Genomic DNA, 21,192 nt, shown 5'->3' with positions numbered 1-21,192 from the left:
AGGCGGCGTCGTAGTGTCCGGGCGCGCCGGGCCCCGAGCAGGGAGGATCTGTGCCATGACCGGTCGTCAGGTGGTCCCGCTGACGGCCGCGACCACGGACCTGCTGCGTCCGTCCTGTCGCGGCTGCGTGCGCTGGCTGCGCGACCCGGTCGAGGCGCACGAGGACTCGCCGCGGCACTCGGGCCCGCGGCTGCGGTCGTGGGCCGAGGCGGTGACCTGTGAGTGGGGTCCGCCCGGTCTGCTCGTGCGCCAGGACGGGCGCACCGTCGCGCACGTCGTCGTGGCGCCCCCGTCGCTGGTGCCGCGCGCGGCCCTGCCGGCGACGGCCCCCGTCTCGGAGGACGCCGTGCTCCTTCTGTCCCTGTCGTCGAGCAGCCGAGCGTTCACCAAGGTCGCCGTCCAGTCGCTCGGCCGGGAGCTCCTCCGGCGCCGGGTCCGGGCCGTCGAGGCGTATGGCGGGCCCGCCGTGGTCCCGGGGTGCCTGTCACCAGCGGCGGTGACCCGGAGCGACCTGCCGTGGCCGCCGCCGGACGTGTGCCGGGTGCCGACCACGCTGCTGACCGGTGTGGGCTTCACGGTCGTGCGCGAGCACCCGACGTGCCCCCGGCTCCGCCTCGACCTGCGCTCCGCAGCCACGGTCCGCGAGGACGTCACCGCTGCAGTGCGGTCGTGGTTGTCGGACCGCGCCACGGCCCCGGCCGCGACGTGAGGTCGGCCGTGCACGACGACGCCCGCCACGACCTGAGGTCGGGCGGGCGCCGTGATGTGCCGGTGTCGCTGGCGTGCTGCTCCAGCGGGTGCGCGGGCTCAGCCGATGTAGTCCGCGAGCTCCTTGAGGATGCGGGGCTTCGGCTGGGCGCCGACGATCGACTTCACGACCTCGCCACCGACGTAGACGTTGATGGTCGGCAGACCGGTCACGCCGTACTTCGCGGTGGTCTGGGGGTTCTCGTCGGCGTTGAGCTTCACGACGTCGATCTTGTCGGCATAGGTGCCGGCGATCTCGTCGAGGACCGGCGAGATCTGGCGGCACGGGCCGCACCAGGACGCCCAGAAGTCCACGAGGACGGGCTTGGGGTTCTGCAGGACGTCCTGGTCGAACGTCGCGTCGGTCGTGTCCTTGGTGTTGGCACCCATGAGGGCTCCTCCTTGGTCGGGATGGTCGAGGTGGTGGTGGTGCAGGCAAGCAGACGAGCAGGTGTGCAGACGAGCAGGTGGGTCAGCGGGCCATCGCGGTGGCCTGCGGCTCGGCGGTCAGCGACGCATCGGTCGCCGGGGCGCCGGCCTCGTCGCGGGCCGCGAGGTAGCGCTCGGCGTCGAGGGCCGCGGCGCACCCGGAGCCGGCGGCGGTGATCGCCTGGCGGTAGGTGTGGTCGACGAGGTCGCCGCAGGCGAAGACGCCGGGCAGGTTGGTGGCCGTGCCCGCCTGCGTGAGGACATAGCCCTCGTCGTCCAGGTCGACGACGCCCTTGACGAGCTCGTTGCGCGGCTCGTGGCCGATCGCCACGAACACGGCCGAGGTCTCGAGCACGCGCTCCTCGCCGGTGACGGTGTCGCGCAGGGTCACGGACTCGACCTTGGTGTCGCCGTTGATGGAGGCGACCCCGGAGTTCCAGGCGAAGCTGATCTTGTCGTTGGCCATGGCGCGGTCGGCCATGATCTTGGAGGCGCGCAGCTCGTCGCGGCGGTGCACGATCGTGACGCTCTCGCCGAACCGCGTGAGGAAGGTCGCCTCCTCGATGGCGGAGTCGCCGCCACCGACGACCACGATCGGCTTGTTGCGGAAGAACGCGCCGTCGCAGGTGGCGCACCAGGAGACGCCGCGGCCGGACAGCCGCTTCTCGTCCGGCAGACCCAGCTCGCGGTAGGCCGACCCCATCGCCAGGATGACGGCGTGGGCGCGGTGCTCGTTGCCCTCGCCGTCCGTGACGACCTTGATGTCGCCGGTCAGGTCCACGGCGGTGACGTCGTCGCGGACCAGCTCGGCGCCGAAGCGCTCGGCCTGCGCCCGCATGTTGTCCATGAGGTCCGGGCCCATGATGCCGTCGCGGAACCCGGGGAAGTTCTCGACGTCGGTGGTGTTCATCAAGGCGCCGCCGGCGGTGACCGAGCCCTCGAAGACGAGCGGCTCGAGGTTGGCGCGGGCTGCGTAGACGGCGGCGGTGTAGCCCGCCGGGCCGGAGCCGACGATGATGACGTTGCGGACGTCGCTGGTCATGAGGTCCTTCATCCCTGGGTGGTGTGGACGTCGGCCGAGCCGACTCGGCGCCCGGGCGACGAGACGCGGTGGGTGCGAGACCCACTGTCCCATCGCAGGGCGCACGGGCGGAAACCGTGCGGGCGGCGTGTTCATTCCACCCGCCCGTCACGTGGACGTTTCACGTGGAACGTGCGGCGCTCAGGGGGTGATGGCCTGGGTGAGGAGCGTCGCGCCCGTCGGGCCGCAGGGCATCGCCGCGACGTAGACCCCGACCTGACGCCGGTCAGCGCCCTGCTGGGCGGCGATCACGACGGCCGGGCGGCCGTCATACGTGGTGATCTCGGCCGCGACCCGGCCGGTGGTGGTGCCGCCGAGGGCGCCGAGGCACTCGCGGACCCCGGCGGGGGTGCCGATGGGGCCGACCGTGGGCTGCTCGACGGTGTGCGGGGTGGCCGGGCTCCAGCGCTGCCGGAGGAGGTCCTGGCCGTATGCCGCCAGCCCGGCCCCACCGACCGCGAGGGGACCGGCGGCGAGCCGGATCTGGACGTCCGGGTCAGTGACGTCACCGGTGCCCTGACCGCTCTGCTGCTGCCCCTGCTGCTCGCCCTGCTGGCCGGGGGCGGACGACGCCGCGCTCGCGCTGCCCACGGCGCTGGAGGCGGAGCTGTTGGGCCCCGAGCCGAGGTTGGCGACGGCGGTGCTCAGGTCACCCCCGGAGGCCTGGATGAAGGAGGTCGCCGCGATCCCGAACACGGTGACGGCCGCGGCAGCAGAGGCGACGAGGCCGAACATCCGCCGGCCGGAGGGCCGCCGGGTGGCCGGGTGCAGCGGGACGACGACCGCGATCGGGCCGTGCTCGTCGGCACGCGGGATGGGAGCGGGGTCGTGCCCGGAGGCCGTCAGACGGGCGCGCGACTCGGCCTCGAGCGAGGCGGTGATGCGGGCCACGAGGTCGCCGGGCATGGGACCGGGGTCGGGCAGGGAGCCGAGCAGGTCGCGCACACCCGTGGGGTCGTGGTCGCCGTCACCGGATGCGTGCGACGATCGGGTCGCGGTCATCTCCGGACACCTCCCGGGGCGGTCGAGGGGGCTGCGTCGTGGTCCGACTCGTCGGGTGCCACGACCTGGTGCGGGCGCAGGGACGCGTGGACCCTCAGGAACCTGGGCCTACCTGCACCATGTGTAGGACGTGCCGTGGGCGGCGTTGGTTCCCGGCGGTCGCGGAGGCGGACCGCTGACGTGGGGGCGCTCATGTGCCCGCTCGTCGCAGCCCGAGGATCTCGGCCATCGCGGCCCGGCCACGGGCGCACCGGGACTTGATGGTGCCCTCCGCGACGTCGAGGACCTGGGCGGCCTCGGCGACGCTGAGGCCCTGCATGTCGACCAGGACCAACGCCAGTCGTTGTCCCTCGGGGAGCTTGGCGAGGGCCTGCCGGACGTCGAGCTGGACCTCGAGCGAGGCATGCTCGTCGCGGCCGTCCGCGAGGTCGTACTCCGGCAGCTCGGAGGTCGGCCGGACGCGTCGCAGACGGTCGAGGCAGGCGTTGACCACGATGCGGTGCAGCCAGGTGGTGACGGCGGCCTCGCCGCGGTAGGACGCCGACCGACGGAACGCGGCGATGAAGGCGTCCTGCACGGCGTCGGCTGCCAGCTCCCGGTCGGAGCAGGTGCGCATGGCCACGGCCCACATGCGGTCGCGGTGCCGGCGGTAGAGCTCGCCGAAGGCGTGGGGGTCCCCGTCGTTGTGCGCCGCCATGAGCGCGCGGTCGTCGGCCGCGGCGAGGTCGAGGACGGCGCTCATCTCAGGACAGGCTGATCTCGGAGAGCGCGGCGTAGTTGCCGCCGAACATCCTCGGGCTGTTGGTGAACCAGACGACGATGTAGGGGCGCTTGCCCTGGCCCGCCGGCACCGTGATCGTGACCTCGCCCTTGGCTCCCTTGGCGGTGCCCAGCACGGCTGCGCCGTCCTTGGTCGGGGTGTCGCTGCCGTAGACGGTGAGGTCCTCGCCGGCCGAGTCGGGCAGCGTGAGCTTGATCTGGGACACGTCCGAGTGGGCGTCCCCGAGGTAGACCGCGAGGCCGACCCCCGACTTGAGGTTGCCGAAGGTGTCGGTCTTGTAGCGCTGGCTGCGCCAGTAGGTCGCCGTGTCCCCGTCGTGGACGTTGCCGACCGTGTCGTTGTTCTCCGCGTGGTCCTGGCCCTCGGGGTCGTATGCCGTCACGCCCACCACGGCGATCGGGGCGCCCGGTGCTCGGGTGGGGGCCGCCGGCTTGGTCGTCACGGTGCCGTCGGCGCCCTGGGTGATGGTGACCGCCGGCGCCGTCACGGTGTAGGTGCGGCCGACCGGAGGTGCGTCGAGCTGGCGCTGGATGTTGTTGACCATGGACATGACGCCGACGACGCCGAGCACCAGGCCCAGCACCACGAGGGCGGCGAGCAGGGCCAGGACGAAGTTGGCCTGACGTCGCGAGGGGGTGCCGGTGGGCACGTCATTGACGAAGATCGGGGCGACGGGCTCGGCGCGGCGGGGGCGCTCGTCCGCCAGCGTCGACAGGGGCACGCGGGCGGGCTGGGTCTCGAGGCGCCGCGTCTCACGCTCGCGGCGACGGTCCTCGGCCCGCCGGGAGGCGCCGTCGACCAGGTCGCCGACCCGCCGGGCAGCCGCCTTGGCCCCGGCCGCGGTGGCCCCGGCGGCGGCGATCGCGGCGGCCTCGGCGCGGGAGGGCACGTGCTCGACGTCCTTGCGCAGGTCGTCCGCGAGGCGGTGGGGCGTGCTGCCGGTGGCCACCCCTGCGGCTCCAACACTGCCCATGACCCCGGCCGTGCTCGCGACCCCTGAGCTGCTCGCGGCATCGGCGGGGCTCGTGGTGCCTGAGGTGTCTCTCGTGGCTGCGGTGACCGGGCCGGAGCGGTCGCCGGCGGACGGGTCCGAGGTGGGTGGATCCGCGGGAAAGCGGTCGGAGGTGTCGGTGGAGCCGGGTGGCGGCGCGGGGAGCGTGGCCGGGCGCAGCGCATCGGCGACGGCACCGGGGTCCTGAGGCCGGTCGGCAGTCCCGCGAGCGCGGCCGAGGGCGCGCCGGACCAGGTACTCGATGTCGTCCGGGACGGCGGCGACGAGCTCGGACGGCGGAGCCGGTGCGCCGGCCACGACGGGGGTCGCCTGCAGCGAGGTCGCGTCCTTGCCGGGCCAGGTGGCGGTGGTCGCCGCGTGCAGGAGGGCCGCGAGGCCCAGCGCGTCGGTGCGGGACGCGGCCTCGTCGCTGTCGCCGTCGCGGCCGAGGAGTGCGGCCTGGACCGCCAGCCCCCGCAGCCGGACGCTGCCGTCGCGGCCGCGGAGCACGTCGTCGGGGGTCAGCGCGAGGTGGTGCAGCCCCCGGCCCCGGGCCCGGTCGAGGACCTCGGCCACCTCGAGCACGATCCGACGCGCCTCGCGGGCGGGGAGGCCGCCGTCCCGCAGCAGCTCGGTGAGGGTGCTGCCCTGGACCTCCGCCTCGACGACGTGGACCAGGTCGCCCTCGCGACCGGCGTCGAGGATCGGCAGGAGGCGGGGGTCGGTGAGCGCGGACGCGCGGCGGGCGGCGTCCAGAGCGGCCTCGGCGGCTGGGTCGTCGGCGTCGAGCACGGTCACGACGACGCGGCGACCGAAGGTCGTGTCGTCGGCCTCCCACCGCTCCACGCGGTCCGTGCGCTCGAGACGCTGCCGCAGGTGGTAGCGCCCCCCGATCGACGTGCCCGGTCCGACTGCCGGCATCCGTCACTCCCTCTCGTCGTCCTGCGTGACCCGCATCGCGTCCCCCTGGGGCTGGCCGGTCGTGCTCATCGCATCCTAGGCGCTGGGGGCGGCTCCGGTCCGGCGACGCAGCCGCGCGGCGACCGGTCCGAGCAGGTCGTCCACCTCGCGGATGTGAAAGACGCGGGCGAGGCCGAGGAAGGCCAGGACGAACAGGACGCCGCCGACGAGCAGCTGCACGAGGTGGTCGAGGCGGGAGGTGCCGAGCAGCTCGGACAGCCCCACCACCGCACCCCACGTGGCGAGGGCGGCGAGGGCGGAGACGAGCACCAGTCGGACGTGCAGGCGCAGCACGTGCCGCAGGGGCAGGCCGCCGACGCGGCGCTGGGCGATGACCACGAAGGCCACCGCTGCCGCGAGGTTGCCCAGGGTCTGGCCGGCCGCGATCAGGGCGACGACGTGGTCACGGGGTCCGACGAGCGCCAGCAGCGCGAGCGTGATCTGGATCGCGGTGAGCAGGATCTGGAGGTGCAGGTTGGTGCGACCGTCCCCGAGGGCGAAGAAGAAGCGCTGCTGCAGGGTGGTCCAGCCGAACGGGATCAGGCCCAGGATCATGATCGCGAAGACGAGGGCCGTCTCGCTGAGGGCGTCCCCGCTGACCCGGGGCACCATCGCCATGCCCGGCACCGCCAGCGGGATCGCCGCGGCCGTGATGGGGACGAGGGCCACGGACGGCAGGGTCAGACCACGGGTCAACAGGCGGCGCAGGTCGCCGGTCGCACTGTCGTGGGCCGCGCGCGACATCCGCGGGTAGATGGCCGTCAGGATCGACGTGGTGATGATCCCGTGCGGGAGCATGAAGACGAGGAAGGCGAGCTGGTAGACGGTGATGCCCGCGACCTGCCGGCCGTCGTGCTGGGCCCAGCCGGCGACGGTGTTCATGACGGCGGCGCAGGCGTAGCCGCCCAGCTGTGCCACGACGAGGGCGGCGAACGCCCAGCCCGCCATCGTGGAGGCCGACCGGAAGCCGTAGCCGCGGAAGCCCCAGCGGGGACGCCAGCGGAAGCCGCTCGCGCGCAGGTCGGGGACCAGCGCGAGGGCCTGCAGCGCGATGCCGGCGGTGCTCGTGCCCGCCAGCAGCCAGACCATCTCGGGGGTCCAGGCGTCAGGGGGTGCCGCGTGCGCGTAGCGCTGGAGGAAGACGGCCATGCCCGCGATCTGCACGAGGTTGGCGAGCACGGGCGTCCACATGAACGACGCGTAGCGCCCCCGCGCGTTGAGGACCTGGCCGAGGACGGCATACAGGCCGTAGAAGAAGATCTGCGGCAGGCAGATGATCGCGAACGCCGTCGCGAGCTCGCGCGTGGCGGGAGAGATGCGGTAGATCGTGACGAGCGGGGAGGCGAGCAGCGTCGCCAGCACCGTCACGACCAGGATGGCGCCGATGCAGATGGTCAGCAGGCGGTCGATGACCTCCTGGCCGCCGTCCTCCCGCTTCATCGCCTTGGTGATCTGGGGGATGAGCACCGCGGTGAGCAGGCCGCCGGACAGCAGCATGTAGATGATGTTGGGCAGCTGGTTGGCGGTGTTGAACGCGTCGGCCGTCGCGCCGGTCACGCCCAGGCAGGCCACCAGCATGAGCTGCCGGACGAGGCCGAGGGGGCGCGAGACGATCGAGCCCGCGGCCATGAGGGCGCTGGCCCGACGGACGCTCTGCTCCTGGACCACGCCGTCCCCGGGTGGGGGTGCGCCGTGCCGTGTGCTGCTCATCAGGAGTCCTTGTCGCTGCTGTCGGGTCGGTCAGCGCCGCCAGGTCGGTCGCCCCCGGCAGGGCGGGTGGCGCCGAGCACGGCGTCGGCCACCGCCTCGTGGTCGCCGAGCTCGCGCTCGGCGCGGGTGGGGCCACGACGCAGGGAGCGGGCGAGGCCGAGCACGAGGATCAGGCCGACGATACCGGCGACGAGGGCGAACACCCACACGCTGGTCGGGCGGACGTTCATGTCCACGGTGGTCGCCGAGCCCAGGGCCACGCCGTCCGGTGTGGACAGGCGCGCCTCCAGGGGGACGGTGCCGGCGCCGAGCGCCGTGACCTCGACCTGGATGGTCGTGCGGCTGCCCGCGGCGATGGTGAGCGTCTTGGTGCTCTGCGTGACCCGCAGCTTGGGACTGCCGGGGACCAGCTCGAGACGGACGTCGTGGACGGCATACGGGAGGGTGTTGTTGACGGTGATCTGGATGGTGCCGGAGTCCGCCAGGAAGTTGATCGTGCTCGGGCGCACCTGCACCCCGTGGGCCGCGGCGTCGATGGATCCGTCGACCGCCCCTCGCAGCTGCGTCCAGGCCTGGGAACCACCCCGCCACCGGGCCGAGGTCAGCTGCTGGATCGCGGCGGTCCAGGCCCGGGCGCCGGGGGCGTCGGCCGGCAGGATGCGGCGCAACCCGTTGACCGTCGCGAGGTCCGACTCGAGCTCGTCCACCGCCGGGCCGTCCAGCGGAGAGGCGGGGCGCGAGGGCTCGGTGGTCGTGGCGACACTCTGGCTGCCCTGGATCCCCTGCCTGGCCTGAGCGCCCTGCCCCAGGATGCTGCTCACGTCGACCTGCCGCAGCCACGGCGCCGAGGCCGTGGCCGACCAGAGCCGCCGCAGCGCCGGTCCGGACAGGGCGGTGCGGCGCGGGACGGCCACCAGCGCCGTGCGGCGCGTGCCGGGGAGCTCGCCGAGCAGCGTGAGCGACTGGCCGAGGAACTCCTGCACCATCTGGGTGTCCGAGGACGAGGGGTCGCCCGCGGTGACCTCGCTGAGGCGCTCGTCGTAGGCGAGCAGCGGCGTGCCGTCCGGGCTGCGCTGCGCGGCTCCCGGCGTGGTCTGACGCTGCGGGGCCACCGCGTCGGTGGACACCACGGCGGCCGTGGGGGCCGAGCCACCGGTGGTGCGGGTCCACGCGGTGGTCCGTCCCTCGGCCCAGGAGCCGTCGGCCGGCCAGGCGATCGAGTCGGTGACGGAGCGCCCGACGGCCCTGGTGAGGGGATTGGTGCCCGCGGGCCACACGACGGCACTGAGCGACGGATCGGGCCCGGCGCGGAGCAGCGCGGCGGTGTCGGGGTCCCCGACGGGCAGCGACCAGACGGGCTGGTCGTCCCCGAGCGCCTCGAGGCGGGCGGTGAGCGCGTCCGCGTCGGTCCTGGCGGCGGCCAACGGATCGCTCGGCGCGGTGGGCGTCTGCGCGGGGGCGGAAGGGGTCGCGGGCGTGGACGACGGTGATGCCGACGACGCCGACGACGCCGCCGACGCCGCCGACGCCGTGGAGCTGCCGGTGGGCGGGCTCGCGGGGGAGGTCGAGCCTCCCCCAGCAGGGGTCGTGGTAGCAGGGGTCGTGGCTGCTGACGCGGCGCCCGAGACCGTGGGGGACGTGCTCGGGGAGGTCGTGGCCGCAGGCGTCTGCGGGGTCGCGGTCACGGGGCCACCGGTGGCGCTCGGGGGCGTCAGGACGGCCGGGTCGACCATCCAGGTCACGGGTGTGCCGACCGCGGCGTCCAGGCGCTGCCGCAGGAGGCCACCCGTGCCGACGGTCTGCGACCAGGCCTGCCCCACCTCGTCGACGCTGCCGGCGAACAGGTCGCGCCGGGCCGGGAGGGTGAGGGGAGCGATCCAGGCGAGGCGGAGGGGCTCGTACTCCTGGTTGGCGCCGACCCAGGGCAGCACGGATCGGGCCAGGGCCACGCGGTCGCTGCCGCTGCGCACCTCGACGGCGAGCGGGTAGGTCCCGAACGGCGTGCCGCGTCGCAGGGCTGCGCGGGGCACGGTCAGCGTGACCGACGTCGTGCCCTGGGCGGGGACCCCTGCGGCGATGGGTTGGCTCACCACCTCGCGCGTGGCCAGGGAGCGGGGCTGGGCGTCGTGCAGCCACGCGGACAGCGCCTGTCGTTGGGAGAAGGGCGTGCCGCCCAGCAGCACGCGGGCGGACAGCGGCCCGCTCGCCCCAGAGCTCGTGGACGTCACCGTCACCCGGACCGTGACGTCCTGGTCGGGGCGGACGACCGCCGGGGAGAGCTCCTCGAGCCGGACCGTGAGCCCGGGCACCGCCGCGCCGGGGCGGGCTGCGGGTGCGGGTGCGGGGGCTGCGGCGACGGAGCGATCCGGCGTTGCGGCGGCCGCCCCCGGCATACCGCCGAGCAGGGAGAAGGCGGCGACAGCCGCCGCGCCGGCGCGAGCCAGCCGACCGGTCACCGGTCCCCCGCGAGGCGCTGCCAGGCTGCCGCGGCGATGCGCCTCTCGTTGGGAAAGGTCAGCTCGGTCGTGTTGTCGCCCAGGCGCACCCAGGCGACGTCGATCGCCTCGGCGTCGGGGTCGTTCTCGATCGTCAGGTGCCCACCGAGCGCCTCGAGGAGGTAGTGGTGGACGACCTTGTGGACGCGGGAGGCCGAGGTGGTGAACCAGTAGTCGATGGACCCCAGGGAGGCGATGACCCGCCCCTCGATGCCGGTCTCCTCCGCCACCTCGCGGACCGCGGTCTCCTCGAGCGTCTCGGTGCCCTCGATGTGGCCCTTGGGCAGGCACCACTCGACGCGGCCGGCCCGGTTGCGGCGCGCGATGATCGCCAGCTCCGCCAGACCCCGCTCGACCCGCACGATCACACCACCCGCCGAGACCTCCTCCACCGCAGGCAGTCGACGCGGGAAGCGCGCTGCCGGGCTGGTCGGATGGGGAGTGGTCACCTGAGCACTCTAACGAGACCTGCTGCAGTCGGTCGCGGTGCCACGTCGGCCCCCTCGGTCTTCTAAGGTGGGGAACTGTGCCTGGAACCACCCACCCCACCACCGACGAGCTGCTCGCCGCCGCGGCGCGTCGGCTCGCGCCCGTCACCGGCCTCCTGACCGAGCTGGGCGAGAGGTTCGGGGGCGCCGGGCACGAGCTGGCCCTCGTCGGCGGCCCGGTTCGTGACGCGCTCCTCGGCCGCGACTCCGTGGACCTCGACCTCACGACCGACGCCCGCCCCGAGGAGACCGAGCGGCTGCTCCGGGGCTGGGGCGACGCGCTGTGGGACGTCGGGCGGGCGTTCGGCACCATCGGGGCGCGCAAGGACGGCTGGCAGGTCGAGATCACGACCTACCGCAAGGACGCCTACGACCGCACCAGCCGCAAGCCCGAGGTGACCTACGGCGACCGGCTCGAGGACGACCTCGTCCGTCGCGACTTCACCGTCAACGCGATGGCCCTGCGGCTGCCCGACCTGACCTTCGTCGACCCGCACGACGGCCTCGGCGACCTCGCGCGTGGCCTGCTGCGCACGCCGGGAACGCCGGCCGAGTCCTTCGGCGACGACCCGTTGCGGATGATGCGGGCGGCGCGCTTCGTGTCCCAGCTGGGCCTGACCCTCGACCCCGCGGTCGAGGCCGCCCTGCGCGAGCGGGCCGGGTCGCTCGAGATGATCTCGGCCGAGCGGATCCGGGACGAGCTGGTCAAGCTGATGCTCACCCCCGACCCCCGCCCCGGTCTCGAGGTGCTCACCGACACCGGCCTCGCCGACGTGATGCTGCCCGAGCTGTCCGGGATGCGGCTCACGGTCGACGAGCACAACCGGCACAAGGACGTCTACGAGCACTCGCTGACCGTGCTGGCGCAGGCCATCGACCTCGAGCTCCCCTCGCGGCCGTCGCCGGCGGCTGGGGACGAGTCGTCGCCGAGCGAGTCGTCGGCGAGCGAGACGTCGGAGCAGCCGGGGTCGGCGGCCCCGGCCGACGGTGGGCCCGTCATACGGCCCGACCTGGTCCTGCGACTCGCAGCGCTGCTGCACGACATCGGCAAGCCCGCCACGCGCCGGTTCGAGCCGGACGGGGGCGTGTCCTTCCACCACCACGAGCTCGTGGGCGCCCGTATGGCGACCAAGCGGCTCAAGGCACTGCGCTTCGACAAGGACACGACCAAGGCCGTGTCACGGCTGATCGAGCTGCACCTGCGCTTCCACGGGTACGGCGACGGCGAGTGGACCGACTCGGCGGTGCGACGCTATGTCACCGACGCCGGGCCGCTGCTCTCGCGCCTGCACCTGCTCACGCGCGCCGACTGCACGACGCGCAACGTCCGCAAGGCCGCCCGGCTGCGACGCAGCTATGACAGCCTCGAGCAGCGCATCGAGCGGCTGCAGGAGCAGGAGGAGCTCGCCGCTGTCCGCCCCGAGCTCGACGGCAACGAGATCGCCGAGGTGCTGGGGATCCGGCCCGGACCCGTGCTCGGACGGGCCTACAAGCACCTGCTCGCCGTCCGCCTCGACGAGGGGATGATCGGGCGCGAGGAGGCGGCGACGCGCCTCAAGGAGTGGTGGGCCACCCAGCCCGAGTCAGGCCCGTCCGACTAGCTCCGCGCTCATGGTCGCGTGCCGGCTCCGTCGTCACGCGCGCCCTTTCGTCAGCTCGTCGATAGCGGCGAGGACGCGACCGCACGGCCCGTGCACGTCCGTCAGCGACCGCACCTCCAGCGCCGTCTGCAGCGCGCGCTCGCGGTCGTCCTCGAGCTCGGGCATGGCCACGGTCAGGGCGCCGATCGCGTGGAGCAGACCGATGAGGTGCCGCGCGCGGTCGTCGGGCTCGGCGTCGTGCAGCAGCACGTCCGCCAGGTGCGTGCGCACGGAGTCCTCGTGGCTGCTGTCGACGGCCACCCAGGTCGTGCTGGGGATCATCGACTGCCGGGTGGGTGCCTCGCGCCGCAGCACGCCCTTGGCCTCGAGGTCACGGTGCAGCACGGGATAGAGCGAGCGACCCATGATCGGCAGGACGTTGCTGAGCTTGCGCCCCTGCATCCCGCGGAAGGTCTCGAGCGCCCCGTCCAGCACGGGATCGGCGTCGTGGGTCATCTCGTCGTCGATGACCAGGCGGCCCGCCTGGATCGGCTCGCCCAGCGACCCGACCACGTGCTCGTCCTCGTCGACGACCCGCACGCGCTCGATCGCCCCCAGTTCGCTGAGAGCGCCCCCGGCCACGGCCAGGTCCAGCACGCGCTCGGGCACGCTCATCCGGCCCGTCTCGTCGTCGGTGAGCAGGAGCAGGAGTTCCTCGGCCAGCTGCATGGCTCGACCGTAGACCCCAGCTGGCGCCCGCGCGACCCATCGCGCCGGTGCCACGCGGTCAACGAGACCACCGCCACAGGACGCTGCGGAAACCTGGGCACCGTGATCGCGGAAACCTGGGCACCGTCCTCGGTGCCCAGGTTTCCGCGATCTCTCCGGCAGCGCCACGCGGGCCCTGTCGTCAGCGCGACGGAACCGGACTGCCGCGCTTCCTCAGGCCCGCGTGTCGCTGACGCGCCACGCGGGCCCTGTCGTCAGCGCGGCTCGGACCCGGCGATGAAGGCCTCGAGCTTCTCCCGCCCCTCGTCATCGGGACGCTGCTCGGGCGGCGACTTCATCAGGTAGGCCGCCGGCGACAGCAGCGGTCCCCCGATCCCCCTGTCGAGGGCGATCTTGGCGGCGCGGATGGCGTCGATGATGATGCCGGCGGAGTTGGGGGAGTCCCAGACCTCGAGCTTGTACTCCAGGTTGAGCGGCACGTCGCCGAACGCACGGCCCTCCAGACGCACGTAGGCCCACTTGCGGTCGTCCAGCCACGCGACGTAGTCCGAGGGCCCGATGTGGACGTTGCGGTCGTCGGTCTTGCCCGCCAGCGAGCCGTGCAGGTTGGAGGTGACGGCCTGGGTCTTGCTGACCTTCTTGGACTCCAGGCGCTCGCGCTCGAGCATGTTCTTGAAGTCCATGTTGCCGCCGACGTTGAGCTGGTAGGTGCGGTCCAGCGCGACGCCGCGGTCCTCGAACAGCTTGGCCATGACGCGGTGGGTGATGGTGGCGCCGACCTGCGACTTGATGTCGTCACCGATGATCGGGACCCCGGCCGCCTCGAACTTCGCCGCCCACTCCGGGTCGCTGGCGATGAACACCGGCAGCGCGTTGACGAAGGCCACGCCCGCGTCGATCGCGCACTGCGCGTAGAACTTGCCGGCGTCCTCCGACCCCACGGGCAGGTAGGACACGAGGACGTCGACGCGCGCGTCCTTGAGCGCCTGGACGACGTCCACGGGCTCGGCCGTCGACTCGTCGATGGTCTGGCGGTAGTACTTGCCGAGCCCGTCGAGCGTGTGCCCGCGCTGCACCTCGACGCCCAGCGTCGGGACGTCGCAGATCTTGATCGTGTTGTTCTCCGAGGCGTTGATCGCCTCCGACAGGTCCTTGCCGACCTTCTTGTCGTCGACGTCGAACGCCGCCACGAACTCCACGTCGCGCACGTGGTAGTCGCCGAGCATGACGTGCATCAGACCCGGGACGGTGTCCTCGGGGCTGGCGTCCTCGTAGTAGTGGACGCCCTGGATCAGGGACGTCGCGCAGTTGCCGACGCCGACGATGGCGACGCGCACTTCGGGCATGGGAGCTCCTCGTGGGGATGGCTGGGTGCCGGGGGCACGTGGCCGGAGCAGCTCGTATGCCGTCCGCCCGTCACCGACATGACAAAGACGCACTTTGTCATGTCCCTAAGCAGGTTGTCACCCCGGCCCGCGCGTCCGCACGGACCCATCACCGCACGCCCGGTCCCGGCGATGCTCCAGGCCGGGACCAGGATGGTTCGTCATACTGGAGGGCAGACCGGAGGTGGGATCGACCACCTCGGACCCTCAAGGAGATCGCGTGAGCCCAGCCACGACCCAGGGCGCCGGAGCCGGCCCCGGGGGCAACCCGCCAAGCAAGGTGCGCAAGCCCCGTCGCCGCCGCAGCGGATGGGCTCGCTTCCTGACCTGGTTCGGCCTCGCGGTCGTCGCCCTGCTGGCGCTCGGTGCCGCGGGGGTCGCCTACCTCTACGCGACGATCGACATCCCCGAGCCCAACCCGGCGTCCCAGGCGCAGATCTCGACCGTCTACTTCGCCGACGGCAAGACCGAGATGGGTCGGCTGACCGGCGGCACCAACCGCGAGAACGTCCCGCTGTCCACGGTCCCCGACCACGTGCAGAAGGCCTTCCTCGCCGCCGAGGACCGTTCCTTCTACTCCAACAACGGCGTAAGCCCGAGCGGCATCGCCCGCGCGATCAAGGTCTCGCTGGAGGGCGGTGCGACCCAGGGCGGGTCGACCATCACGCAGCAGTACGTCAAGAACACCTTCCTGACCAGCGACCAGACCATCCAGCGCAAGCTCAAGGAGATCATCATCTCCGTCAAGCTGGACCAGCAGCGCAGCAAGGACCAGATCCTCGAGGACTACCTCAACACGATCTACTTCGGGCGCAGCGCGAGCGGCATCCAGACGGCGTCCAAGGCCTACTTCGGCAAGGACGTCTCGCAGCTGACCCCGGCCGAGGGTGCCCTGCTCGCCTCGGTCATCCGCGGGCCCTCCATCTACGACCCCTCCCGCTCGGCGGCCAACCTGACGCGCAGCAAGGAGCGCGTCTCGTGGATCCTCGACGCGATGGTCGAGCTGGGCTGGCTCACCACGCAGCAGCGGTCCCAGGCCGTCTATCCGACCGTGGCCAAGGCCAAGCCGATCGAGATCACCGGCGGCACCAACGGCTACCTCGTCGACCTGGCCAAGAAGGAGCTCGTCTCCCGGGCCAAGCTGGACGAGGACGACATCGCCAAGGGCGGCCTGCGCATCGTCACGACGGTCGACCAGAAGTACCAGGAGGCGATGATCGAGGCGATCGCCGACCGGGGCGCCGCCGAGGACATCGAGGGTGCGCAGACCGGCATGTCCGCGGTCGAGCCGGGCACGGGGGCCATCAAGGCGTTGTATGGCGGCACCGACTTCGCCAAGCGTCCCTACAACAACGCGGTGGACGCACACCTGTCGGCCGGCTCGACGTTCAAGGCCTACACGCTGGTGGGTGCCCTGCAGAACGGCTACTCCACGCGGTCCCGCGTCAGCGGCTCCTCGCCCTACCAGGTGCCGGACACCTCCGACGAGATCGAGAACGAGTTCAACCAGCAGTACGGCTGGATCGACCTGCGCCAGGCCGCGGCCGACTCCGTCAACACGGCATTCGTGCGCCTCAACAACGCCATCACGCCCGCCGCGACCAAGAAGGCCGCCGTCGACGCCGGGATCCCCGACAACACCAAGGTCAACGTCGAGGAGAACCTCACCAACACCCTGGGCACCGCCACGCCGAGCGTGCTCGACAACACCAACGGCTACGCGACGATCGCGGCCGAGGGCAAGCGCGCGACGCCCCACATCATCGCCTCGGTCAAGAGCACCGACGGGGAGGTCGACTACACCGCGTCGACGAGCACCACGCAGGCCATCGACCGGGACGTCGCGGTCGACGTCACCGAGGCGCTGACCCACCCGATCACCGAGGGCACCGCGTCATACGCCCAGCGGGTGCGTCGTCCGGCCGCCGGCAAGACGGGCACCGCCGAGGACCACAAGGAGGTCTGGTTCATCGGCTACGTGCCGCAGCTGGCCGCCGGGTGCGCGATCTACAAGCCGTCCGAGGACGGCAGGACCAACGTCCCGCTGGGCCGCAACGTCGGTGGCTACAAGTACTGCGTGCCGATCTGGACGCAGTTCATGCGCACCGTCATGGACGGCGTCGAGGAGAAGGACTTCCCCGAGCGGGTCGGCGTCAACGACGACAGCCGCAAGAACATCGGCACCCGCCCGCGCTCGACGTCCACCTCGAGCCCCGACGGCTCCTCGGACTCGACCCGGACGCCGGGAACCAGCGAGACCAGCCGACCCAGCGCGACCGCCACCTCGTCGGCCCCCGAGCCGTCGGACGCCCCGACGCAGGGCACGCCGACGGGGCCGAGCGAGCCCACCCAGTCGGCCGTGCCGACCCGGACGGCACGTCAGCAGCCCACGGCGCCGGCTCCGCCCTCCCCGAGCCAGGCGGTCGGCGCGACCACCGCCGCGGGCACCGGCTGACCGGACGCGGACCGGGCATGATGGGCGCATGCAGCTGAGCGACCCCACCCGCACCGTCGCGCCCACCCGCGAGGACCCGGTGGCCCGGGCCGCCAGCGAGTGGCTGGGTGGTCCGGTCGGGCGGTATGCCGCCATCGGTCGCCGTGGTCTGCGTCCCGCCGTGGTCGTGCTGTCCTGCACGGTGACCGTGCTGATGGCCCTGTCCGTCCTCGTGCGGGGCCACTGCCTCTCGCGGGGCTGGCGCGCGGCGGACCAGTTCTGGCACGCCTGCTACTCGGACATCCCCGTCGTCTACCAGAGCAGCGGCCTGGCGGACGGCGGCTTCGCCTACGGCCACGGGTCCGGCGTGGGTCAGCCGGCCGGCACCGGGGTCGTGATGTGGGCGCTGTCGCTGCTCGTCCCCGGCGGCCCCGAGCAGGGGCGCACGCTGGCCGCCGCGCAGGTGTACGTCGCGGCGTGGGCGGGGCTGGTCACGATCCTGCTCGTCCTGCTCGTGGGGCTTCTCGTCCGCATCCAGCCGCGCACCCGGTGGGCCGTCGCGCACCTCGCCCTGTCGCCGGTCGTGGTGACGGCCGGGCTGGTCAGCTTCGACCTGCTCGCGGTGACGCTGGGCGTGGCCGGTCTCGTGGCGTGGGGGCGACGGCACGCGGTGCAGGCCGGCATCCTGCTGGGTCTGGCGATCAGCTGCCGCTCCACGGCCGTCCTGCTCGTCCTGGCGCTCGGTCTGGTGTGCCTGCGCGCCGGGCGCGTCGTCGACTGGGGTCTCACCGCGGGCGTGGCCCTGCTAACCCTCGTCGCGGTGGTGGGGACCGTGGTCGCGCTGTCCGGCCCCCAAGCGCTGGACGTCTACACCGGGTGGGCGTCGGCCGCGCCGGGCTACGGCTCCCTCACGCACGTCATCACATCGCTCGGCGTCGCGGTCCCGTCCGGTCTGACGTCCGTGCTCGCCGGGCTCGGCTGGGTGGTCGCCGTCGTGGTCGCCGCGTTCTTCGCCCTCGGCACGGCCCGGCGGCCCACCGTCGCCGAGGTGGCGCTCCTGCTGGTCGTGCTCGTCGCCGTCACGGGCAAGAGCCTGCCCCTGCAGGCCGCCCTCTGGATCTGCCCGCTGCTGGCGCTGATCGGCGTGCGGTGGCGCGACCACCTCGTCTGGGCCGCCGTCGAGGTGACCTACTTCGTGGGGGTGTGGCTGCACATCGCGGCCCGCACCAACCCCGACCGGGGCCTACCCGCAGGCTGGTTCGCGGTGCTGGTCGTGGCCCGCATCGCCGCCTGGCTCTGGCTGGCGTGGGTCGTCACCCGGCGGGCCCGCGACGAGCCGCCGGACCGCGAGGCCCCCGGTCGTCCTGAGCGCGACCCCGTGGCCGGGGTCGCCGGCAACGCCCCCGACCAGGTCCTCCTCAAGGTCGTGTAGGCTGGGACGGCTCGTCTGTGTGCTCGCGACGCCTGTCGCGGGCGCCCGGACGTTCGTCATGCACACCCTCCTGTCACGGAGACTCCGTGACCGCCGAGACCAGAGGAGGTGGGTTAACGCATGCGTCAGTACGAACTGATGATCATCCTGGACCCCGCTCTCGAGGAGCGCACCATCCAGCCGTCGCTGGACAAGTTCCTCACCGTCATCACCAAGGACAAGGGCACCGTCGACAACGTCGACCTGTGGGGCAAGCGCCGCCTGGCCTACGAGATCAACAAGAACGCCGAGGCCTACTACGCCGTCGTGAACTTCACGGCCGAGCCCGCCACGGCCAAGGAGCTGGACCGCCAGCTCGGTCTGAACGAGTCCATCCTGCGGACCAAGCTCCTGCGCCCCGGCGCCTGAGTCGTTCTCGCACAGCTCGATCCACCACCCACTCGACGAGGAGAGATCCATGGCCGGAGAGACCACGCTGACGATCATCGGCAACCTCACCCAGGACCCGGAGCTGCGGTTCACGCCGTCCGGTGCGGCTGTCGCCAACTTCACCGTGGCGTCCACGCCGCGCACGTTCGACCGCCAGTCCAACGAGTGGAAGGACGGCGAGACGCTGTTCATGCGCTGCTCCGTGTGGCGTGAGGCAGCCGAGAACGTCGCCGAGTCCCTCCAGCGCGGCATGCGCGTCGTCGTGACCGGTCGCCTGGTCTCCCGCTCGTGGGAGGACAAGGAGTCCGGCCAGAAGCGCTCCGTCATGGAGATGCAGGTCGACGAGGTCGGCCCGTCGCTGCGCTACGCCACGGCCAAGGTCACGCGCACCCAGCGCGGTGGCGGCGGTCAGGGTGGCGGCTTCGGCGGCGGTCAGGGCGGGTCTGGTGGCGCCGGTGGCGCGGCCGGTTCCGGTGGTGGCTGGGGTGGCGGCAACGCCGGCTCCGGCGACGACCCCTGGTCGACCGGCGGTGGCTCCGGTGGCGGCGGCAACGCCGCTCCCTCGGGCCAGCCCTCCGGCGGTCAGCCCGCGGCCGGCGGTCAGGGTGGCTGGGGCGGCGGAGCGCCGTCCTACGACGAGCCCCCGTTCTGATCGGCCCGGACACCTCGCACCACGCTCGGATCGAGCACGTCCGTCGGTGACGGCGCCCCGCGCCCGTCATACCGGCAACACACTCTGAGCCGCTGCCCCAGGCCAGCGGCACCACGCATCGCAAACCCAAGGAGTCCCACAATGGCCAAGCCCGTTGTGCGCAAGCCCAAGAAGAAGGCGAACCCGCTCAAGGCCGCCAAGATCGAGACGATCGACTACAAGGACACCGCGCTGCTGCGCAAGTTCATCTCCGACCGCGGCAAGATCCGCGCTCGCCGGGTGACCGGTGTCTCCGTCCAGGAGCAGCGCCTCATCGCGCGGGCCGTCAAGAACGCCCGCGAGGTCGCGCTGCTTCCCTACTCGAGCTCCGCTCGCTGATCCCGGGAAAGGACGAACTGACATGAAGCTCATCCTCACCAACGAGGTCACCGGCCTCGGCACCCCCGGCGACATCGTCGAGGTCAAGGACGGCTACGCCCGCAACTACCTGATGCCCCGCGGTCTCGCGACCCAGTGGACCAAGGGTGGCGAGAAGCAGGTCGAGGCGATCCAGAAGGCCCGCGCGGCGCGCGAGCACAAGACGATCGAGGAGGCCAAGGACGCCAAGCAGCGTCTGGAGGTCAAGGCCTACAAGGTGCCGGTCAAGTCCGGCGAGGCCGGCCGTCTCTACGGCTCCGTCCACAGCGCCCAGATCGTCGACGCGATCGCGTCGGCGGGTGGCCCCAAGGTCGACCGTCGCAAGCTCGAGGTCAAGGGCGCGATCCGCACCCTCGGCGCCTACGAGGCGACCGTGCGTCTGCACGCGGACGTCACGGCCAACGTCACGCTGGACGTCGTCGCCGCCAAGTGACCTACCGGGGGTAGAGGCATCGACCGGCCTTCGTTCGCCAGGCTGATGTGACCAACCCAGGCTGATCCACCAGCCGTATGCCGAGAGGCCCGGCGCCATCCCCGATCGGGGTCATGGCGCCGGGCCTCTCGCCGTCCCCGCTCGCACGATCGACCCGTGCATGATCGACGGGCGCCGCGTGCCCGCGTCGTCAGGGGTTGCGTCGTCAGGGGTTGCGCAGGGTGTTGTCCACGACGTACTGGTCGCCCCGGTACGCGTGGTCGCCGTACTCGATCGGGGTGCCGTCGGCGGCGTAGGACTGCCACAGCACCGTCAGCACGGCGTCGGCGCGCGTGAGCTGCAGCTGGCGTCGTTCGGTGAGGGTGGCCATGCGGGCCCCGAGGCGCTGGCGAGCCACGTCCGCGACCACGCCCCGGCGGCCCAGCAGCTCGTAGAGCCCGTGCTCGCTCAGCTCGGCCGCCGTCAGCGTCGCGAACTGCGGCGGCAGCCACGACCGCAGCACCACGAGGGGGCGGCCGTCGGACCAGCGCACCCGCTCGAGATAGACGAGCGGCACGCGTGGCTCGAGCCCCAGCGCCGTGGCGGCGACCTTGTTGCGGCGGGCGGGCACGAGGCGGACCACCTGCGTCTGGGGGCGGCGGCCCGTGCGGTCCAGCTCGTCATACAAGGGGGTGAGGTCGTCGCGCTGGTGCACGACCGGGGAGGCGACGCGGGTGCCGATGCCGCGGTGGCGCACGAGCAGGCCGTCGGCGACGAGCTGGGCGATGGCCTTGCGGACGGTCGGCCGAGAGACCTGGAGGCGGGCGGCGAGGGACAGCTCGTTCTCGAAGGAGTCGCCGGGCTGCAGGACGCCGTCGTCGATCGCCGCGCGCAGCTGGGCCGCGAGCTGGTCGTAGAGCGGGGTCGAGGCCGCCCGGTCCAGCGTGACGGGCAGCGGCGTGGGCACCCGTGCACAGTATCCGATCTCGCCGCGGCGCCGGGTCCGATCCTCGCCCAGACGCGATGGTGTAAATGTAA

General features: G+C 72.7%; 19 protein-coding genes. 8 read left to right on the top strand and 11 right to left on the bottom strand.

The features are described from left to right. Positions 1-55: 55 nt before the first annotated feature. The gene (locus tag B4E97_RS09270) at positions 56-709 is read left to right on the top strand and encodes a hypothetical protein (protein WP_286959637.1); all 654 of its coding nucleotides are present in this window, start codon (positions 56-58) and stop codon (positions 707-709) included. A 98-nt stretch (positions 710-807) separates the two neighbouring features. Here the strand turns inward: B4E97_RS09270 and trxA are convergent, their stop codons facing one another. The 8 genes from trxA to B4E97_RS09230 form a co-directional block, all read right to left on the bottom strand. Further along, positions 808-1,137 carry a thioredoxin gene (trxA, locus tag B4E97_RS09265; RefSeq protein ID WP_019286001.1) on the bottom strand — a complete coding sequence of 110 codons (330 nt, stop codon included), beginning with the start codon at positions 1,135-1,137 and terminating at the stop codon, positions 808-810. Positions 1,138-1,219: 82 nt separating this feature from the next. Then, positions 1,220-2,218 carry a thioredoxin-disulfide reductase gene (gene trxB / locus B4E97_RS09260; RefSeq protein WP_205621881.1) on the bottom strand — a complete coding sequence of 333 codons (999 nt, stop codon included), beginning with the start codon at positions 2,216-2,218 and terminating at the stop codon, positions 1,220-1,222. Positions 2,219-2,398: 180 nt separating this feature from the next. Then, positions 2,399-3,259 carry a hypothetical protein gene (locus B4E97_RS09255; protein WP_019286003.1) on the bottom strand — a complete coding sequence of 287 codons (861 nt, stop codon included), beginning with the start codon at positions 3,257-3,259 and terminating at the stop codon, positions 2,399-2,401. 190 nt (positions 3,260-3,449) lie between these two features. Continuing rightward, complete coding sequence (gene sigM, locus B4E97_RS09250; protein ID WP_019286004.1) at positions 3,450-4,001, bottom strand: RNA polymerase sigma factor SigM; 552 nt, start codon at positions 3,999-4,001, stop codon at positions 3,450-3,452. A gap of 1 nt (position 4,002) precedes the next feature. Then, positions 4,003-5,952, bottom strand: coding sequence for a hypothetical protein (locus tag B4E97_RS09245; RefSeq protein ID WP_286959636.1), 1,950 nt, complete (start codon positions 5,950-5,952; stop codon positions 4,003-4,005). A 75-nt stretch (positions 5,953-6,027) separates the two neighbouring features. Next, complete coding sequence (gene murJ / locus B4E97_RS09240) at positions 6,028-7,701, bottom strand: murein biosynthesis integral membrane protein MurJ (protein ID WP_286959635.1); 1,674 nt, start codon at positions 7,699-7,701, stop codon at positions 6,028-6,030. Beyond that, a complete protein-coding gene (locus B4E97_RS09235) occupies positions 7,701-10,157 on the bottom strand; it encodes a DUF6049 family protein (RefSeq protein ID WP_286959634.1) in 2,457 nt (818 codons plus the stop codon). Before B4E97_RS09235 ends, murJ begins: the two co-directional genes overlap by 1 nt. Then, positions 10,154-10,645 (bottom strand): NUDIX hydrolase, encoded by a 492-nt coding sequence (locus tag B4E97_RS09230; protein WP_034253333.1) that lies wholly within the window; start codon positions 10,643-10,645, stop codon positions 10,154-10,156. Before B4E97_RS09230 ends, B4E97_RS09235 begins: the two co-directional genes overlap by 4 nt. Positions 10,646-10,722: 77 nt before the next feature. Between B4E97_RS09230 and B4E97_RS09225 the strand changes: the two genes are divergently transcribed. Continuing rightward, positions 10,723-12,285 (top strand): HDIG domain-containing metalloprotein, encoded by a 1,563-nt coding sequence (locus B4E97_RS09225; protein ID WP_286959633.1) that lies wholly within the window; start codon positions 10,723-10,725, stop codon positions 12,283-12,285. A 33-nt stretch (positions 12,286-12,318) separates the two neighbouring features. On the opposite strand, the gene B4E97_RS09220 is transcribed toward B4E97_RS09225, so the two are convergent. Together B4E97_RS09220 and B4E97_RS09215 are read right to left on the bottom strand one after the other, a co-directional pair. Further along, positions 12,319-12,993, bottom strand: coding sequence for a GOLPH3/VPS74 family protein (locus tag B4E97_RS09220; protein WP_239264333.1), 675 nt, complete (start codon positions 12,991-12,993; stop codon positions 12,319-12,321). A 254-nt stretch (positions 12,994-13,247) separates the two neighbouring features. Next, positions 13,248-14,339 carry an inositol-3-phosphate synthase gene (locus tag B4E97_RS09215; RefSeq protein WP_286959632.1) on the bottom strand — a complete coding sequence of 364 codons (1,092 nt, stop codon included), beginning with the start codon at positions 14,337-14,339 and terminating at the stop codon, positions 13,248-13,250. 259 nt (positions 14,340-14,598) lie between these two features. On the opposite strand from B4E97_RS09215, the gene B4E97_RS09210 reads away from it, so the two are divergent. The 6 genes from B4E97_RS09210 (at position 14,599) to rplI (ending at position 20,175) form a co-directional block, all read left to right on the top strand. Beyond that, the gene (locus B4E97_RS09210) at positions 14,599-16,833 is read left to right on the top strand and encodes a transglycosylase domain-containing protein (RefSeq protein WP_286959631.1); all 2,235 of its coding nucleotides are present in this window, start codon (positions 14,599-14,601) and stop codon (positions 16,831-16,833) included. A gap of 28 nt (positions 16,834-16,861) precedes the next feature. Continuing rightward, positions 16,862-18,244 (top strand): hypothetical protein, encoded by a 1,383-nt coding sequence (locus tag B4E97_RS09205; protein ID WP_286959630.1) that lies wholly within the window; start codon positions 16,862-16,864, stop codon positions 18,242-18,244. Between the two features lie 120 nt (positions 18,245-18,364). Then, positions 18,365-18,652 (top strand): 30S ribosomal protein S6, encoded by a 288-nt coding sequence (gene rpsF, locus B4E97_RS09200; protein WP_019286883.1) that lies wholly within the window; start codon positions 18,365-18,367, stop codon positions 18,650-18,652. A gap of 49 nt (positions 18,653-18,701) precedes the next feature. After that, on the top strand, positions 18,702-19,325 hold the full coding sequence (locus B4E97_RS09195) for a single-stranded DNA-binding protein (RefSeq protein ID WP_239264339.1): 624 nt from the start codon (positions 18,702-18,704) through the stop codon (positions 19,323-19,325). Positions 19,326-19,466: 141 nt separating this feature from the next. After that, a complete protein-coding gene (gene rpsR / locus B4E97_RS09190) occupies positions 19,467-19,703 on the top strand; it encodes a 30S ribosomal protein S18 (RefSeq protein WP_019286881.1) in 237 nt (78 codons plus the stop codon). A gap of 22 nt (positions 19,704-19,725) precedes the next feature. Continuing rightward, positions 19,726-20,175, top strand: coding sequence for a 50S ribosomal protein L9 (gene rplI, locus B4E97_RS09185; RefSeq protein ID WP_286959629.1), 450 nt, complete (start codon positions 19,726-19,728; stop codon positions 20,173-20,175). 205 nt (positions 20,176-20,380) lie between these two features. Here rplI and B4E97_RS09180 read toward each other — a convergent pair whose 3' ends face one another. Continuing rightward, positions 20,381-21,121 carry a GntR family transcriptional regulator gene (locus B4E97_RS09180; RefSeq protein WP_029212042.1) on the bottom strand — a complete coding sequence of 247 codons (741 nt, stop codon included), beginning with the start codon at positions 21,119-21,121 and terminating at the stop codon, positions 20,381-20,383. Positions 21,122-21,192: the final 71 nt, after the last annotated feature.

It is taken from the genome of Arsenicicoccus sp. UBA7492, from assembly GCF_002479615.1.
Taxonomy (GTDB): Bacteria; Actinomycetota; Actinomycetes; order Actinomycetales; family Dermatophilaceae; genus Arsenicicoccus; species Arsenicicoccus bolidensis.
This window is presented reverse-complemented; position numbering and strand designations above follow the sequence as displayed.

Coding starts and splice junctions, on each gene's coding strand:
- B4E97_RS09255 (WP_019286003.1), bottom strand. CDS start 3,259: ATGACCGCGACCCGATCGTCGCACGCATCCGGTGACGGCGACCACGAC.
- B4E97_RS09245 (WP_286959636.1), bottom strand. CDS start 5,952: ATGCCGGCAGTCGGACCGGGCACGTCGATCGGGGGGCGCTACCACCTG.
- B4E97_RS09220 (WP_239264333.1), bottom strand. CDS start 12,993: ATGCAGCTGGCCGAGGAACTCCTGCTCCTGCTCACCGACGACGAGACG.
- rpsF (WP_019286883.1), top strand. CDS start 18,365: ATGCGTCAGTACGAACTGATGATCATCCTGGACCCCGCTCTCGAGGAG.
- B4E97_RS09215 (WP_286959632.1), bottom strand. CDS start 14,339: ATGCCCGAAGTGCGCGTCGCCATCGTCGGCGTCGGCAACTGCGCGACG.
- trxB (WP_205621881.1), bottom strand. CDS start 2,218: ATGACCAGCGACGTCCGCAACGTCATCATCGTCGGCTCCGGCCCGGCG.
- sigM (WP_019286004.1), bottom strand. CDS start 4,001: ATGAGCGCCGTCCTCGACCTCGCCGCGGCCGACGACCGCGCGCTCATG.
- rpsR (WP_019286881.1), top strand. CDS start 19,467: ATGGCCAAGCCCGTTGTGCGCAAGCCCAAGAAGAAGGCGAACCCGCTC.
- B4E97_RS09270 (WP_286959637.1), top strand. CDS start 56: ATGACCGGTCGTCAGGTGGTCCCGCTGACGGCCGCGACCACGGACCTG.
- rplI (WP_286959629.1), top strand. CDS start 19,726: ATGAAGCTCATCCTCACCAACGAGGTCACCGGCCTCGGCACCCCCGGC.
- trxA (WP_019286001.1), bottom strand. CDS start 1,137: ATGGGTGCCAACACCAAGGACACGACCGACGCGACGTTCGACCAGGAC.
- B4E97_RS09205 (WP_286959630.1), top strand. CDS start 16,862: ATGCAGCTGAGCGACCCCACCCGCACCGTCGCGCCCACCCGCGAGGAC.
- murJ (WP_286959635.1), bottom strand. CDS start 7,701: ATGAGCAGCACACGGCACGGCGCACCCCCACCCGGGGACGGCGTGGTC.
- B4E97_RS09195 (WP_239264339.1), top strand. CDS start 18,702: ATGGCCGGAGAGACCACGCTGACGATCATCGGCAACCTCACCCAGGAC.